The sequence below is a fragment of the Brucella lupini genome (genome assembly GCF_002252535.1).
Taxonomy (GTDB): domain Bacteria; phylum Pseudomonadota; class Alphaproteobacteria; order Rhizobiales; family Rhizobiaceae; genus Brucella; species Brucella anthropi.
In genome coordinates this window covers 13,082-29,753 of record NZ_NNRN01000021.1, presented here as the reverse complement: position 1 = coordinate 29,753, position 16,672 = coordinate 13,082, and the positions used below count along the sequence as shown (strand labels likewise).

The following is a 16,672-nucleotide window of genomic DNA, read 5'->3' as shown; positions in this document are numbered from 1 at the left end:
CACTGGGAACTGTCGCGCGAAAACATGGAGCTTTATGTCGTGCCGAGCGACATGAAGGCCGATCTTCCTGTCGAGCTCGGCTCCTCGCACAAGGATGCCCAACAGGTCTGACGCTCGGCCGCTTGGGCGTGGAGCCGGTTAGGACGTTTTCTGCAGGGCCCGCGTCAGCCATCCGGTAGCAAAATCGGCGATCGCGGAGCGCTGGGCATCGACCGGCACGAGAGTTAGTCACTCTGCATTTCGCTTATGACTTACGAATAAGCCGCTTTCCTTTCCAACCTCAAGAACACCGTTGCCCACCTGAAACGCTTTGGTGATCGCATCCCGGAATGCGACAAGCTGCGCGTCGTCGGCAGCATCGCCGGGAGGGTAGGACGTCAGGGCCAGGAATACGTCTTCCGGATCGGTCACGCGCAGACAGGCTGGATGCTGCTTCATGGTCACATTGCCGAACTGAGCCTGCATGATCCGTTCGGCCGCGTCATATCCGAACGCAGCGCCGGCCGGATCGACTGGCGGACTGCCGAACACCGTTGTCAGCCCATACATCTCGCGCATGTTGCCGGCGCCGTTCGTCGTCACCGCCAGACAACCGCCCGGCCTCAGAACCCGATGCATCTCCGCAACCGCCTTCGACGGGTCAGGCAGATGATAGAGCATGTGCATGGCGATGACGGTGTCAAAGGACCCGTCTTCAAAGGGCAACGCGGCCGCGTCGGCTTGCTGCCCTGTGACCGATGCAAATTGCAGGGGCCGGCAATGCTCAACGGCTTCCTGAACCATGCCCGAAGAAAGATCGGAAAGCGTAAGGTGCAGGTTTTGCGGCAGGCCGCTTGCGGCTGCCTCCCAAAACCAACCAGGACCACACCCGATATCAAGGATGCTGTCGCCGGGCTTGAGAGGAAGCTGCCCTGCTATCCAAGGAAACCAGCCGGTTTCGGCGATCGTGTACTCGCTGTTCAACCGGGCGCGAGCCGCAAGCTTGCGGCTATCGCCATATTGCTCTGCATTGCCTGACGTTATCGAGGCCACGCGCTTCCTCCATCTTTCTTTCTCTCAAAATCCTGTCGCATGGGATACGCTATCGGCACCCTTCGAGCCAAACATCCGAAAAGCCCGCAGGCGTACACGCCCCGGCTGCCAGACGCTGGATTCGGCCGGCGCGTTCCTCGAGCTTGGCGTCGCTTCGAGCGAGATCATATGAAGCCGGCGCTATCAGCACGGCCGCGAGCCGGATAAACTCCGCTTCGGTCAATTCGGCTGGAGACCGCCCATAGATCGCTGAGCTTGCCGAATGGAAGCCTACTATCCAGCCATCAGGTCCCTTGCCCATTTCCAGCGTTTCCAGCCAGAGGGCAAGAATCTGCTCCTTGGAAAGACGGCGCTCCATCCCAAGTGCGTAGCCCGTCTGCCTTATCTTGCCGGGGCCAGGATGAAACTGCTCAAAGGCGAGCCGCTTGGCTGCCGATTGAGTGATTGTTGTCAAACCAGCGCCTGGAGTAGAGAAATCTACCCCAGAATGGGTTGAATAATTCGGGTCTTCAACCGCGATCAAAATAGCTCGATAAGCTGCGCCTAAGGAACCGCCGCCGCGGCCCTGAGCGATCACTTCGTCAGCACGAGCCCGCAACGTCGTGGCATCCGATAGTGCATCAAAGTATCCCTTCGCTCCATAGCCGACTAGACCAATAAGCAAGAGGGCAAAGACAAGACTGCCGTATTTAAGTATCCGCATCATCCGCCGCCAGATAACATAATGGGTGGCCCTCGCGCTAAAACTCGTGTTGCCGCATAAGTTGTTTTCAAGAATAATTTGTCCGTAATTATGTTCGTACCGGGTTTTGCACAACAGTAGCTTTTCACTGTGATTACAATAGCTTAGTTCCATAATACTTGTTATGCGCTATGGTATAACATTACAACACGTGTAATGGGATTCTGATTTGAGAGCATTTGGCAATACCCCAAGATGAGGGTGCTGATCTGAGGGAATACGGGCCTATCGAACAGTTGTGCATCCTACGGAAAACAACCGTTGGAGATGCAGTTGTACATTCTTGTCCAGGCAAATCAGTATCGAAAATACGAAGACCTTCTCGATCAATCGTTCCGCCTCAGAAAGCGGGTTTTCGCCGACCAGCTGGGATGGGAGGTAGCCACTTGTGGCCCCTATGAGAGGGATATCTACGACGACTTGAAACCTGCGTATCTTATTTGGTGCGATACGCACCAAACGCAGCTCTACGGTTCGGTTCGCTTGATGCCAACCACCGGGCCGACACTGCTATACGACGTGTTCAGGGACACCTTTCCTGGCTCTTGCGATCTGGTTGCACCGTCAATCTGGGAAGGAACACGCATGTGCATCGATGTGGAAGCGATCGCTCGCGATATGGCGGGGTTGAGTCCCGATCGGGCGTTTTGCCTCCTGCTGCTGGCGCTGTGCGAGATAGCGTTGGACAACGGCATCGAAACGCTGATCTCAAACTATGAGCCCCACATGAGCCGGATCTATGAGCGTGCCGGGGCGGAGCTCGATGAGCTTGGCCGGGCCGTCGGCTATGGGCGCTTCCCGGTTTGCTGTGGCGCTTTCGAAGTCTCACAGCGCGTTTTGACAAATATGCGAAACAAACTGAATGTCGTCGACGAGCTCTATAAACGGCCGTCCTACTCGCGATCGAATGAAAGAGCCCCGGCAACCCCCTCGGTCAGAGTGTAACCAGGCAGAGATGCGAGCCTGCGAGCGTGCGATGTGATTGCGGCTCCAGATCGAAACCAATCCCGCTCTCTCTTGATGGCGTCCTGGCCCAACTCCGGATCTTCCACGATCAACCCGTGAAGGGTCCGCTAGCGAGCTGCGGCCGCTGGGCTGCGCCTGCGCGGTGATCGCGCCCGGTATTAGGCCTTTCTGGAGCCATCGAGCGGGAATTGGCCCGCTCCCGGATGGAGCCCTAACATGTCGCACGATCTCACTCTCGCACAGTCCCATGCCTTCCAGCTCTCCCGTGACCTGATGGTCCCGGTCACCGTCTTCGAAGTCGACGGCGAATATGGCGTCCTGCCCTCGGACGAAATCGATGCAAGCGACGACCTCGATATCGTGCACGAATTCTTTCCCTGGCCGGCTCACTGAGCCGGCATTTTTGCGTTCCGGTTGCCGCTGGCGATCTGTCGGCGGCAAGGGAAGCTTCGCCGCGGGCGGTGCAACTTTGCACCTTGTCATCCGCGCCCTTGCCTCCTCTGCTCTTCGCGGCAGGCGGAAAGAGATCCGTTGATAATACGGGGAGCAAAACAGGGACAATCGCGAGCGATTGGAGAAAATGATGAAACGAAAAGAAATAGAGATCTTGCGAGACAAGGTTGGCTGTGCGGCGGTTCTCGCGGATGCAGGTTTTGCGGTTGACAAAAAGGAAAGCACCCGGCGTGCCGTAAAGTTTCGCAGGGGCGCCGAAATCATCATTGTGACCCACGATGGACGTGGCTGGTTTGATCCGCTAAGCGACGAGAAAGGCGACGTCTTCTCCCTTGCAGCGCTACTCGACCGGCTGACCTTCACGGAGGCGATAGCCCGTGTGGCAACCCTCGTCGGTTTCGATCCCTGCCCCATAATCTGGAGCAAGCCGAGGACCCAGGCGCCCCCACTTAACATCGCCGAAAGGTGGCGTGCTCGACGCGCGCCGGGTCCGGGAACGGGTGCCTGGCGATATCTTTGCTGGGCCCGCGCCATCCCTGTCCCGATCGTCCGCTACGCCATTCATGAGAGTGCGATCCGCGAGGGGCCGTTTGGCAGCATGTGGGCACGGCATAGTTCGGCGGAGGGTGTCGTCACCGGATGGGAAGAGCGCGGCCCCGAGTGGCGCGGCTTTGCGACTGGTGGAAACAAGGTCCTTTTCCGCCTCGGTCGACCGAACGCAACAAGGTTTTGCGTGACTGAAGCGGCGATCGACGCGATGAGCCTTGCTGCGATTGAGGGCCTGCGCGAGGACACTCTCTATCTCAGCACCGGCGGTGGCTGGTCTCCATCGACCGAAGCAGGCTTGCGATCGCTGCTGGCAAACCCCGATGCCCAGTTGGTAGGTGCGACCGACGCGAACACGCAAGGGGACACCTTCGCAGATCGGTTGCAAAACCTCGCCAAAGAGGAAGGGCGCTCTTGGTTGCGGCTGCGGCCGCCAGCGGAAGATTGGAACGAAGTACTGCAGGAAAAGAAGAGGGAAAACGCGAAGAGGGAGAACGGAAAGCGGCGTGCCGCATCTCGCACGACCGCATCAAGGGAGGCTTCGCCCGGCTGAGGCCGGCCCTTGACCCGGTCGAGCGCAATGCCGGCGGCCCGGAAGGTGTCTTGAGGGATCGAAGAAAACGAGCAGGATCACGGTGATCTGACGCTTCGGTCCCCGCACTTACAGGAGCCGCAGATGGAATCCCCGTCCACTATCCGAAAGGTTTTCGAAGGCGTCGCGACCCGCCACCAGATGTTCCGGCTGTTTGATCGGCACAAACAACGTCCGGACCTTGGGCGGGCGGATGCTGCCCCGCTTTATAGCGGCGAATGGTTCGAAATAGACGAAGGTCTTTACACCTACATGCTCGACATCCTCCCGCCCCTGTGGATACGCGGGCCGATTTTTTCGATGCGCGAGTTCATGATCGGATCCGTAACGTCGATCTTTTTTGAACTGCGGATCGATGGCGCCGTGAGGTATTTCCATTCTTATTGCGATTTGTCGGTCACAGCCTCGGTCGAAGAGATGCGGGCCGCAATTGTCAAGCGCGAAAGCCAGCCTGTCCGCGCCATGACGCGTCAGGAGCGTCTGGAGCATATCTGGAGTTTGACCGCAGACGCGTATCGCGGCTATGCCGGTGATCGTTTTCCGCCGGCGTTCCAAGGTCAGCGGACGATCATGCTTTGGAGCGGCAGCAACGGCACCCTCCTGAAATTGCTCGACGATCTGACGGACGAGGAAATCGCCGCCAAGTTACCTGTTCATATGCGCCACCTTCCATCCTTGGTGGCCTGACAGCCGTCAACCCATTTCCACCATCAAAGCGCATCGACCCGCCGAGTCCGCCCGCGGCCGATGACGCATGCCCGAAAAAGGAGCATTTCCATGAATGACAATCCTTTCACCTTCGACATGTTTGGTTCCGCCGCGCTCTCGACGGGCATCGGCATTGGCGACACTGCCTTTGGCGACTTTTCACCGGTTGCCGCCAATGATGACGATCCTGATCCAAACCCGTCGTCGCCGGCCCCCGCGTTGCCGGCTGCAACCCCGTCATCGCCGCGTCGCTCAGCACGGCCTGCGAACTTCTATCTTGATGGCGATCGCGGCCTGGCCTCATCCTGGAAGGATCGCGCGCGTGCCAATGTCGCGGCCATCTTGGTCGCGAACAGCATCGTAAAACAGGGTCGGCCTGCGACGCCTGAAGAGCAGGCCCAACTGATCCGTTTCACCGGCTTCGGCGCTGGCGAACTGGCCAACGGCGTGTTCCGCCTCCCGGGCGAAGGGGACTTTCGGCAGGAATGGAACGATATCGGTTCTTCGGTCGAAACTGCAGTGTCAGAGGCAGAATATGTGTCGCTCGCACGCTGCACACAGTACGCCCATTTCACGCCAGAATTTATCATCCGGGCGATCTGGGCCGGTATCATCAAGCTTGGCTGGCGCGGCGGCCGGGTACTTGAGCCGGGGATCGGGACAGGCCTGTTCCCTGCCCTTATGCCGCAAACCTATCGGGCCACCGCGTTTGTCACTGGCGTTGAACTCGATCCGATCACGGCAAAGATCGCGGGTCTGTTGCAGCCGAGAGCCAGAATTATCAACGATGACTTCGCGCGCACCGATCTGGCTCCGATCTTCGACCTTGCAATCGGAAATCCACCCTTTTCGGATCGTACCGTCCGCTCAGATCGACGTTACCGCTCGCTCGGCCTTCGCTTGCACGATTACTTCATCGCGCGTTCCATCGACCACTTGAAACCGGGCGCGCTGGCAGCTTTCGTCACCTCGCACGGAACGCTGGACAAGGCCGATGCGACCGCTCGCGAGCATATTGCCAAGTCAGCCGATCTGATCACGGCGATCCGCCTGCCCGAGGGAAGCTTCCGCCGTGACGCTGGTACTGACGTCGTCGTCGACATTCTTTTCTTCCGAAAACGCAAGGTCGGCGAGCCCGAGGGTGATCAGGGTTGGCTCAACGTCGATGAGATCCGGCCAGCGGAGAATGACGGGAGTGCTATCCGGATCAACCGCTGGTTCGCCAGCCATCCCGCCTTCGTGCTCGGTACCCATGCCCTGACATCGGGACGCTTTGGTGAGACCTATACGTGCCGGCCCCGCGAGGGCGAGGATCTCGAAGCCGCGCTTTCGGCGGCCATCGATCTCCTGCCCAGCGATGTCTACGACGGCGAGCCGACGCCGATCGATACCGATCTCGGAGACGAGTTCGCCGACGTCGTTGAACCAAGGGCAAAGGACAGCCCCGTCCGCGAGGGCAGCTTCTTCATCGACAAGGCCCATGGCTTGATGCAGATGCTCGACGGGTCGCCCGTGCCGGTGACATTGCGCAAAGGCCGGTCCGGGGACGGCTTCTCCGAGAAGCACGTCCGGATCATCAGGAAACTCATCCCGATCCGCGATACCGTCCGGGAAGTACTGAAAGCACAGGAAAACGATCGGCCGTGCCGCGACCTACAAGTCCGGCTGCGCGTCGCGTGGTCGAGTTTCGTCCGCGACTTCGGACCGATCAACCAAACCACCGTCTCCATACAGGAGGATCCCGAGACCGGGGATGTCAAAGAAACCCATCGTCAGCCGAACCTGTCGCCGTTCCGCGATGATCCCGATTGCTGGCTGGTTGCCTCGATCGAGGACTACGATTTGGAGACCGACACCGCGAAGCCGGGGCCAATCTTTTCCGAAAGGGTGATCTCTCCCCCATCAGCGCCGGTTGTGACATCGGCGGCGGACGCGCTGGCGGTCGTTCTCAACGAGCGTGGCCATGTGGACATAGATCATATTGCGGAGCTGACGCATGGTGACCCAACCAGTGTGACAGGACAGCTTGGAGACGCCATCTTCCGCGACCCTGCTGATGGTTCCTGGCAGACCGCAGACGCCTATCTGTCAGGTGCCGTCCGCACCAAGCTGGCTGTCGCGCGGGCGGCCGCCGCACTCGACCCGGCCTATGAGCGGAACGTCCACGCACTGCAGGAAGTTCTGCCCGCTGACCTGCGTCCGTCAGACATTACCGCTCGCCTTGGCGCACCATGGATTCCAGCCGCCGATGTTGTTGCCTTCGTCAAAGAGCGGATGGAAACCGATATCCGTATCCATCATATGCCTCAACTCGGCTCCTGGACCGTCGAGGCAAGGCAGCTCGGCTATAGTGCAGCTGGTACATCCGAGTGGGGTACCAGCCGCCGCCATGCTGGCGAGCTTCTGGCGGACGCCTTGAATAGTCGCGTACCGCAGATCTTCGATGTGTTCAGGGACGCCGATGGTGAGCGCCGCGTCCTGAATGTCGTCGATACTGAAGCCGCCCGCGACAAACTGCAAAAAATCAAGCAAGCATTTGGTGACTGGGTGTGGACCGATGCCGATCGCGCCGACCGACTGGTGCGTGACTACAACGATCGCTTCAACAATATTGCACCTCGGAAATTCGATGGGTCCCACCTGAAACTGCCTGGCGCCTCTGGCGCCTTTGTTCTTTATGGGCACCAGAAACGTGGCATCTGGCGGATCATTGCCGATGGCTCCGCCTATCTTGCCCACGCCGTGGGCGCCGGCAAGACAATGACAATGGCAGCAGCCATCATGGAGCAACGCCGGCTCGGGCTGATCGCCAAGGCGATGCTGGTCGTGCCGGGCCATTGCCTGGCGCAGGCAGCGCGCGAGTTTCTTGCCCTTTATCCCAATGCCCGCATCCTCGTCGCGGATGAGACGAACTTCACCAAGGACAAGCGCGCCCGCTTTCTGTCGCGCGCGGCAACCGCGACCTGGGATGCGATCATCATCACGCATTCGGCGTTTCGATTCATCGCAGTTCCCTCGGCATTCGAGAGCCAAATGATTCAGGATGAGCTGCAGCTCTATGAGGATTTGTTGATCAAGGTTGACAGCGAGGATCGCGTCTCGCGCAAGCGCCTCGAGCGGCTGAAGGAAGGGTTGCAAGAACGCCTTGAAGGCCTCGCAACCCGCAAGGACGACCTTCTTACCATCTCCGAAATCGGCATCGACCAGATTGTCGTAGACGAGGCGCAGGAGTTTAGGAAGCTCTCCTTCGCGACCAATATGTCGACGCTGAAAGGGATCGATCCGAATGGCTCACAGCGTGCCTGGGATCTCTATGTGAAGTCTCGCTTCATCGAGACAAAGAACCCCGGTCGCGCGCTGGTGCTCGCTTCCGGCACGCCGATCACCAATACGCTTGGCGAGATGTTCTCGATCCAGCGGCTGCTCGGCCACGCGGCCCTCGCCGAGCGCGGGCTGCACGAATTCGATGCCTGGGCGTCCTGCTTCGGCGACACGACCACCGAACTCGAAATCCAGCCATCCGGCAAATACAAGCCGGTCAGCCGCTTCGCTAGCTTCGTCAACGTTCCCGAACTGATCGCCATGTTCCGGACCTTCGCCGATGTGGTGATGCCGGAAGACCTGCGCCGATACGTGAAAGTGCCGGGTATCTCGACGGGCCGTCGACAGATTCTAACGGCTAAGCCGACGGCGGCCTTTAAGGCCTATCAACAGGTACTCGACACTCGCATCAAAGCGATCGAGCAGCGCGAGGGACCGGCCAAGCCCGGCGACGACATTCTGCTGTCGGTCATCACAGACGGGCGCCATGCGGCGATCGACCTTCGCTTCGTCATGCCGGCGGTCCACAATGAACCAGATAACAAGCTCAATCTCCTGATCCGCAATGCCTTCCGCATTTGGCGAGAGACCGGCCAGGCGGTCTACCGTCGTCCCGACGGCAAGAATTTCGACCTGCCCGGCGCGGCTCAAATGATCTTCTCCGATCTCGGCACGATCCATGTCGAGAAAACACGCGGCTTTTCTGCCTATCGCTTCATTCGTGACGAACTGATCCGGCTCGGCGTGCCGGCCTCGGAGATCGCTTTCATGCAGGATTACAAGAAGACGCAGGCAAAGCAGCGACTGTTCGGTGACGTTCGCGCCGGCAAGGTCCGTTTCCTGATCGGGTCTTCGGAAACAATGGGCACCGGCGTCAATGCCCAGCTTCGTCTCAAGGCACTCCACCATCTCGACGTGCCGTGGCTCCCATCGCAGATCGAGCAGCGCGAGGGTCGCATCGTGCGGCAGGGCAACCAGCATGATGAGGTCGATATCTATGCTTATGCCACTGAGGGATCGCTCGACGCATCCATGTGGCAAAACAACGAGCGCAAGGCCCGCTTCATCGCCGCTGCCCTTTCTGGCGATACGTCGATCCGTCGCCTGGAGGATGTCGGCGAAGGGGCCGCGAACCAGTTCGCCATGGCCAAGGCCATCGCCTCAGGTGACGAAAGGCTCATGCAGAAGGCCGGGTTCGAGGCCGATATCGCCCGGCTTGAACGGCTGCGCGCCGCTCATGAGGATGATCAGTATGCCGTTCGACGGCAAATGCGTGATGCCGAGCGCGACATCGAGGTCTCGACGCGGCGGATCTCGGAGATTGGGGCCGACATTGAACGGTTGGAGCCGACCAGCGGTGGCACTTTCACGATGAGTGTGGGCGGTAAGGCGCAAACTGAACGCAAGGAGGCCGGTCGCGCGCTGATGAAGGAGATCCTTACCTTGATCCAGAACCAGCAAGAGGGCCAAGTTCAACTTGCTACCATCGGCGGGTTCCATCTCGTTTACGAAGGCGAGAGGTTCGCAAAAGGCGACGGCTACCGGTACGAAACGCTGCTGCAGCGCACCGGGGCCGATTACGAGATCGACCTCTCGATCACGGTCACGCCGCTTGGTGCCATTTCACGTTTGGAGCATGCACTTGATGGTTTCGAGCAGGAGCGGCGGCAATATCAGAGCCGCGTCGAGGAAGCACGCCGGCGGCTCGAGTCATTTAGATCACGAGAAGGAGGTGCGTTTGCTTTCGCCGATGAACTGCTGAGCAAGAAGCAGGCCTTGCGAGAGATCGAGGCTCAGCTCGCGGCAGATGTCGATGCCGAGCCCAGTGCACAGGTTGCATAGCGGCATTGCACAAAAATTAGGTGCGGTGCGGTGAAAATAAGTGCATAACGCCTGCAGCTGATGCATATGGCGGTCACCTCCCAGTTCCGCCGCATCAGCTGTTCCCCTCTGGAGGTTAGTTTGACCTTCACACTTCATGGGCCGCGATATTCGCAGGCCCATTTTTTTTGCTCAGGTCTTTCAGCGGTTACACGGTAACGACAGCCGCAGTCATGTTAGCAATCGCTGTCTGCACCTCCGCGTAGAGTTCGGCTTCAACTGTCCCGGCATCGATTTCAACCACCAGAGCAAATCTGGCAGAGAGGTTCTCCGGATCAGGAACGCTCTTGGCCTTCCACCACCCTGTGACGGGGTGGACCGCGATGAGATTTCTCCGTGCGAGGTCAGATGCTGCGCAAGTCAGTTGATCGATCTGCAGGGAGCCGACATCTCTTCGATTGGGCCCAAAAGCCCAACCGTCAGCTTCCTCGATCACGCCTTCGTCCGTTTGCTCGGCAATCTTGCTGATCCGACGAATGAAGGCCCCTGCCCTCTCATTGGGCCGGTTCAATTTGAAGCGGAGGTTATGCGAGGCGTAGCGATACTTGGATCCGCGCGCGGGCTCCGACGGGTTTGGAGACATGAAAGTGCTGAGACTCAAGCGGAGCTTGACCTGAGCTGCTCCGAGGCGGCGCAGTTCCTTTACGGGCCATGGAAGCTCGAAGAGCTTCAGTTCGTTATGGATGTGCTCGGCGTTCTTCGTCGCGCTCTTTTTATAGGGCTTGATCGTATCCTGAACGATAAGGGTCAGCGCATTCGACGCGCTTCGGCGGGCCCGTTCCATGTCGGGCACCCCATAGCCGTAGCGTCTGAAGAGGATCCCCAGATCGGCTTTCGACGGTTGTGCCGGCACATGGCTAAGCATCTGGTTGGTCCAGCGCGCCGAAGACACGAAAATCGCCCTGATCGTCTCGGGCCAGAGATCGGGGTAGTCCGACCACAAACTGGTGATGTCGCGCGAGGCGAGAGCGGTCGCCGCGCTCGTTTCCCCGCAGGCTGTGAACGCCCGCAGGGGAAACTGATGGTCCGTGGTGAGCGGCATCAATGCCGGGTGTTTCATCGGTGGCGGGGCGCCATGCAAGAACCAGTTGCCACCCTCGTAAACAACCTCGGGCTTGATCGGCCAGTATGAATGCCAGCTGGCGGTCCGCGACGAGGGTGCGAGATCCCCTAGCGGCGCAACACAGACCCCCTGCTCTCCGGCCGGCAGCGTGATCTTCTGTGTGTACGCTCCGACACTGACCGCATTCCAGGCTTGCGCCGGCGATTCCAGCTCGTTGTCCGCGTTATCCGAAACGGTAAGATAGTCGCCGCCGGTGAAGGTGTTCTGGTCGCTGTTTCCAGCCGAGACCAGAATGAGCCTCTGTCGTCTCTGCAGACCCGAAGCGCCTGAAGCGAGCTGATCGATCTCGCTTGACCATGATGTCGGCGCCCCGTCATGAGGCGTGTCGTCTTCCGTCGTGGTGGCGAGACAGAATGTGCGCCTCCGCCCCGCCGTCGCTTCCGCGGCGTCGATCCCTTTGCGTGTTACCGTTCCAAGCAAATGATGCGGATTATGACCCGCATCGGGTATGACCTTCGAAGATTCGAGCCTGTGAGTGATGGCAATCGGCAGGGTCGTCTGCAGCGCGGTGCTCAGGTCGCCGTAGAGAGCGAGGCCAGCAAGCTGCGTGCCGTGGCCGACAAAATCGTTGACGTCCCAGGCGGCTTCAGCCGCGTGTCTGTCTGCGGCCGCAAGTGCTGGCTGGATCAGAGGATGGGCACGGCTTACCCCGCGGTCCAGCAACGTGATGTAGTTCGGATCGGCGTGAGGGACAAAGGTGGTTCTGCCGACGAGATCGGCGACCCAGTCGTTCTGCTCCTCGACTGGCATCGCGTCAAAATCGTCTGCCGTACGGGTCGGCGTGGCAAGAGCCCGGACCCCGCCGAGATTTCGCACGGCTGCCGCCAGCTCTAACTGGGTTGCGACCACGATCACCACCAAATCTTCAGGAAATTCCAACCTGTCGGTTCCAACTGCGACGCCGTATTCCAGCGCGCCATCGAAGAAGTTGGGCGCAGCGGCTTTGTCCAGCCAGACCTCCCAGGGCTTCTTGCCGGCTTCGACGGGAAAACGATCGCGGGGGCTTCGCCACAGAGCCCGCAGACCGGCCTCGGAGATCGCGCTAATGCTCTGCACCAGGTCGGCGTTCCTGGCGGGTTTGAAGCTCCCGTCCTCTTTCACTGGGAGCTCGCCACCGAAATCCTCAATCTTCTTTCGAAGTTTCTGAAGCCCCTTCTCGGTTGCAAAAACCGTCGCTTCCGCTGGGGCGCCGGCCTGTTTATCGACACGCAGAAGCGTAAGCCCACTCGCGTTCAGGCTTTTGGTGATCATCACCTCGTGCGGTCTGCCTTCGATTGCCAGATAGACGCCTGGCAGATTGGCCTGTGTCACGTCCGGCAACTGATCGAGTGCCGCCAGCAGTGCCTGGGCATGGGCCTCCCGATCGTTGACGTTACTTGGATGTCTTGACGATCCGCCGGTTTTTGCTGCGAACGGGCGCGAGGTTCCTATTCCGCTCAGCGTAAAGTGGCGCCGATCTCGAGCCATGCTTTTCCGTTCCTATGCCTTGAAGCGAACGCCGACGCTCCAGCGATGCCATGACAGCAGTCGTCTCAACAGCGCTCGTGTCGAGAATGACCGCGCGTCTTGCAGCATCTTCCGCCGCTGCGATCACGTCTGCCGTCGATAAGCCGTTCGCGCAGCCGGCGATCCGACCCCAGTCAATCGTTTCCACCTCGAAGCCCTGCAGACGGCGACGCATTGCCTTCTCGATAGCGACCCCGTCCGGCAAATCGTAAGACAGAACCAGATCGAAGCGGCGCAGAACGGCGCGATCCAGCAGTTCCGGCAGGTTGGTGGTCGCGACAATGATCGAAGGCCCGGTGTCTTCATCGAGAAACTGCAGGAATGAGTTCAGGACACGCCGAGCCTCCCCAACGTCGTTCTCGTTGCCGCGGCTCGATGCCAGCGCGTCGATTTCATCGAAGAGATAAACGCCACGTGTCGTCTTGATGGCGTCGAAAACCATACGAAGCTTCTGGGCAGTCTCGCCCATGAACTTCGTGATCAGGCCATGGAGGAGCACCGTGAAGAGTGGATAGCGCAGTTCCGCCGATAAGGCTGCGGCCGTCAAAGTCTTGCCGGTTCCGGGAGGGCCTGCGAGGAGGACGCGTCTTCGCGGCCGCAGGCCTTTCTCCTCGAGTTTCTCGGCATGATGGATTTCGACAACGAGGTGTTTGAGTTCGTCTTCGATAATAGGGGGCACGATCACGTCAGCCATGCGGGCTGTCGGATAGCTGGCCGCGAGAAACCCAGCCAACTCTCCCCGCGGCGCGGCAAGCGGCGTCAGACTGGGGCGCTTCTGCTCCGGCGCTGCTGCGCCAGCTTCGGCCCATTGCCGGAGTTGCTCCGCGAGGCGTCCATGTCCCTTCTGCGATTCAGCGGCAGCCAACTGCATCGCAAGGTCGTAGAAACGATCCTTGTCGCCTTCAGCATGGCTCTTCACGAGCCCGATGATTTGTTGTGCCGATGCCATGGTCTCACTCTACGGTAGTTGCCGGATTTAGAAAGCCCGGCGCAAATATATAACAACTTTCTGAACAGATTTACCTATCGTGCCTGGCGTAACTCGTGCCGGCCTTACGGTCAGGGCCCCGTGTGAGGCTATAACGCCTTGCTTCGACAGTTGTTCGCAACCGCATACCAGTTGAGCCGCGCCGGCGCCACCCGATTGCTGGATAAGAGGAGGTGGAAGCTGAAAGATAAATGGAGGGGTTGGGGGCAAATGGATCGCAGGTCGGTCTTGCGCTGCCGCTATCGCTCAATCGCGCCCTCCTCATCCCGGCCACTTGCCCATCGCAGGGCTCCGGCCCCGCTTGTGCATCGCGGCAGGGCTGCTCGGCCGCAATTGCACCGCGTCGTCCGACCCGCGGTCCGGGAGATGTCTTCGAGAAAGAGGAAGACAGGAAGGAGCGGCAAAGGGTCGCTCCACCCGGAAAAGGAATGCTTCAATGGAAATCATCAAAATCGATCCGCGTGGGCTGAATGGGAATACCGACGACGCTCGACAGACCAAGTCCTCCCCTCAGGCCGACGCTCTGCTGCTGGCCACGGTGAAAGCCGTCGGCATCATCCAGCCACCGGTGGTCTCGCCGCAGGTGGATGGCGGCAATGGCTATATCATCCAGGCGGGGCACCGCCGCGTGCAAGCCGCGATTGCTGCGGGTCTCGATGAAATCGAGGTTATCGTGCAGGACGCAGCCAACGACAACGGCGCCATGCGCTCGATGGTCGAGAACATTGCCCGCGAGCCGTTGAACCCGGTTGACCAATGGCGCGGCGTCGAGCGGCTGGTTGCACTCGGGTGGACCGAAGAAGCGATTGCCGTCGCCCTCGCCCTCCCTGTTCGTCAGATCCGCAAATTGCGCCTGCTCGCCAACGTCCTGCCGGCGATGCTGGACCAGATGGTTAAGGGTGACATGCCCAACGAGCCGCAATTGCGTACGATCGCGGCCGCGTCGCTCGATGAGCAAAAGGAAGTCTGGAAGGCGAACAAGCCGAAAAAGGGCGAGACGGCGTCCTGGTGGCAAATCGCTAACGGCCTGTCGAAGACCCGCATGTATGCTCGCGATGCGAGCTTCGGCGACGATCTTCGTCAAGCCTATGGCATCGAGTGGGCTGATGACCTCTTCGGACCGGCCGACCAGGACAACCGCTTCACGACGAACGTCGAGGCGTTCCTTGGCGCCCAGCAGGAATGGATGACGACCAATCTTCCGAAAAAGGGTTCTATTGTTGAGGTAAACAACTGGGGTCAGCCTGAGCTTCCGAAAAAAGCAGAACGTGTCTACGGCAAGCCGGGCAAGGGTGACCTTGCCGGCCTCTACCTCGACCGTGATGGCAAGGTGCAGACCGTCCACTATCGGATGCCCGAACCGAAGGCTCTCAAGGACGAAACGACGATCGCGGGTGACGGTCAGGGCGCAGTTGGGGCAACCGCCAAGGCGCGCCCCGATGTGACCCAAAAGGGCCAGGACATGATTGGCGATTTCCGCACTGATGCCCTTCACGACGCGCTTGCGCGTGCACCGATCGAGGATGATATGTTGATGGCCTTGCTCGTCCTTGCCTTTGCCGCCCAAAACGTCCGCATCGACTCCGGCTCAGGTGGCGCCCTCCATGGGGGTGCGCGGTTCGGCCGCCACGCCGCTCGCCTCATTACCGACGACGGGCGTTTGTTGTTCGACATGGACACGGTCCGTGTTGCAGCACGCGCTGCACTGATTGATGTATTGTCCTGCCGCCGCGGCATGTCGAACAGCGGTGTGGTTTCGCAGATAGCAGGCGATGCGGTCGGGGCGGACGCGTACCTTGCGGATATGGGCATGGAGGAATTCCTCATATGCTTGTCGCGTGAGGCACTCGAAACAGCGGCCAAGAAGGTCGGCATACAGCCCGCCGCCCGTGTGCGCGAGACGCGGGCGGCACTCGTCGACCACTTCGCAGGCGATGCGGTCTTCGTCCATCCCTCGGCCTTGTTCGTGCCGGAACCGAAGGAGGTTGCGGATCTCTTGCGCCACCGGGAACAGAGCGACCTCGCGGAGACAGACGACGGCGATCTCGTTGACGGCGAAGCCAATACCGGCGAAGAAACCGAAACGGCGCCGGGCGACCTTGATGGCGACGCCGACACTCTGGATGGTCACGAAACCGCCTATGGCGTCGCCGCCGAATAGGCGTCTTCTTTTCCGCCGCATTCGCATTCCGCCGCTGGGGACCCTGGCGGCGGAATGCGCTGTACCCCCGCGAAGACCCGGAGAAATTCGTGTTCGCGCCTTCAAATGAATCACAAGTGCCAGGAAGGCAGGCGCACTGCGGCAAACTCAAAGACAGCTTGATTTGATCGACCGGCAGATCGCTCGTCAGAAGACGGTGATTTTACCGCAATTTGCACGGCGCCAGACCGGCTGCCGCCATGGCGCCCCCAATGGCGAGCCTTGCCCAAACGGTATCGGCACAGTCTTGCCGGGCTAACTGCTGCACGCCAGCTGGAAATCGATGCCCCCACGAGAAAGGCGCGCGGCTCGATGCGGCGATAGCGGCGCTTCCGAGCAACGACCATCGCTCGGCACTCAACCGACGGTGCAGGGATTGACGTCATGCGCACGACCAGCGAACCGGAGAAGCGGCCTGGGATCCGATCGTCGCCGGTCGCTCGAACACTATTCTGGCGCCGGTTTCGTCCTCAGCGCAAGCCTGCCTTGACGCTGGCGTCGCGGAGCTCAGGCGGATGATCGCCGAGCGCGACGGCATTTGTGCAGGTGGTGACAGTCTGGCGCAAAAGATTGCCATTGACGACCGAGCAAGAGGCAGCGTTCCAAGCCTGTGC

General features: G+C 60.0%; 10 protein-coding genes. 6 read left to right on the top strand and 4 right to left on the bottom strand.

The window, feature by feature from the left end:
- Nucleotides 1-228: 228 nt before the first annotated feature.
- Both CES86_RS01760 and CES86_RS27785 read right to left on the bottom strand, forming a co-directional pair.
- Nucleotides 229-1,032 (bottom strand): class I SAM-dependent methyltransferase, encoded by an 804-nt coding sequence (locus tag CES86_RS01760; protein ID WP_052821163.1) that lies wholly within the window; start codon nucleotides 1,030-1,032, stop codon nucleotides 229-231.
- A gap of 49 nt (nucleotides 1,033-1,081) precedes the next feature.
- Nucleotides 1,082-1,888 carry a transglycosylase domain-containing protein gene (locus tag CES86_RS27785; protein WP_235819859.1) on the bottom strand — a complete coding sequence of 269 codons (807 nt, stop codon included), beginning with the start codon at nucleotides 1,886-1,888 and terminating at the stop codon, nucleotides 1,082-1,084.
- A gap of 159 nt (nucleotides 1,889-2,047) precedes the next feature.
- Here CES86_RS27785 and CES86_RS01750 point away from each other — a divergent pair, with 159 nt between their 5' ends.
- From CES86_RS01750 to CES86_RS01735, 5 genes are all read left to right on the top strand, one after another.
- Nucleotides 2,048-2,719 (top strand): acyl-homoserine-lactone synthase, encoded by a 672-nt coding sequence (locus CES86_RS01750; protein ID WP_080823934.1) that lies wholly within the window; start codon nucleotides 2,048-2,050, stop codon nucleotides 2,717-2,719.
- Between the two features lie 237 nt (nucleotides 2,720-2,956).
- A complete protein-coding gene (locus tag CES86_RS27390; RefSeq protein ID WP_003501810.1) occupies nucleotides 2,957-3,133 on the top strand; it encodes a hypothetical protein in 177 nt (58 codons plus the stop codon).
- 190 nt (nucleotides 3,134-3,323) lie between these two features.
- Nucleotides 3,324-4,292 carry a DUF3991 and toprim domain-containing protein gene (locus CES86_RS01745; protein ID WP_234899603.1) on the top strand — a complete coding sequence of 323 codons (969 nt, stop codon included), beginning with the start codon at nucleotides 3,324-3,326 and terminating at the stop codon, nucleotides 4,290-4,292.
- Nucleotides 4,293-4,415: 123 nt separating this feature from the next.
- Entirely contained in the window at nucleotides 4,416-5,018 is a 603-nt protein-coding gene (locus CES86_RS01740) for a DUF1419 domain-containing protein (protein ID WP_080823864.1), read from the top strand.
- A gap of 90 nt (nucleotides 5,019-5,108) precedes the next feature.
- Complete coding sequence (locus CES86_RS01735) at nucleotides 5,109-10,202, top strand: N-6 DNA methylase (RefSeq protein ID WP_080823865.1); 5,094 nt, start codon at nucleotides 5,109-5,111, stop codon at nucleotides 10,200-10,202.
- 187 nt (nucleotides 10,203-10,389) lie between these two features.
- Here CES86_RS01735 and CES86_RS01730 read toward each other — a convergent pair whose 3' ends face one another.
- Nucleotides 10,390-12,831 (bottom strand): S8 family peptidase, encoded by a 2,442-nt coding sequence (locus CES86_RS01730; RefSeq protein WP_234899602.1) that lies wholly within the window; start codon nucleotides 12,829-12,831, stop codon nucleotides 10,390-10,392.
- On the bottom strand, nucleotides 12,737-13,819 hold the full coding sequence (locus CES86_RS01725) for an AAA family ATPase (protein ID WP_080823866.1): 1,083 nt from the start codon (nucleotides 13,817-13,819) through the stop codon (nucleotides 12,737-12,739). Before CES86_RS01725 ends, CES86_RS01730 begins: the two co-directional genes overlap by 95 nt.
- A 475-nt stretch (nucleotides 13,820-14,294) precedes the next feature.
- Between CES86_RS01725 and CES86_RS01720 the strand changes: the two genes are divergently transcribed.
- Complete coding sequence (locus CES86_RS01720; RefSeq protein ID WP_080823867.1) at nucleotides 14,295-16,019, top strand: ParB/RepB/Spo0J family partition protein; 1,725 nt, start codon at nucleotides 14,295-14,297, stop codon at nucleotides 16,017-16,019.
- The last annotated feature ends 653 nt before the right edge of the window (nucleotides 16,020-16,672 follow it).

Bases quoted from the DNA above. Each gene is read 5' to 3' on its own strand.
- CES86_RS27785 (WP_235819859.1), bottom strand. From the start codon at position 1,888: ATGGAACTAAGCTATTGTAATCACAGTGAAAAGCTACTGTTGTGCAAA.
- CES86_RS27390 (WP_003501810.1), top strand. From the start codon at position 2,957: ATGTCGCACGATCTCACTCTCGCACAGTCCCATGCCTTCCAGCTCTCC.
- CES86_RS01745 (WP_234899603.1), top strand. From the start codon at position 3,324: ATGAAACGAAAAGAAATAGAGATCTTGCGAGACAAGGTTGGCTGTGCG.
- CES86_RS01740 (WP_080823864.1), top strand. From the start codon at position 4,416: ATGGAATCCCCGTCCACTATCCGAAAGGTTTTCGAAGGCGTCGCGACC.
- CES86_RS01735 (WP_080823865.1), top strand. From the start codon at position 5,109: ATGAATGACAATCCTTTCACCTTCGACATGTTTGGTTCCGCCGCGCTC.
- CES86_RS01730 (WP_234899602.1), bottom strand. From the start codon at position 12,831: ATGGCTCGAGATCGGCGCCACTTTACGCTGAGCGGAATAGGAACCTCG.
- CES86_RS01725 (WP_080823866.1), bottom strand. From the start codon at position 13,819: ATGGCATCGGCACAACAAATCATCGGGCTCGTGAAGAGCCATGCTGAA.
- CES86_RS01720 (WP_080823867.1), top strand. From the start codon at position 14,295: ATGGAAATCATCAAAATCGATCCGCGTGGGCTGAATGGGAATACCGAC.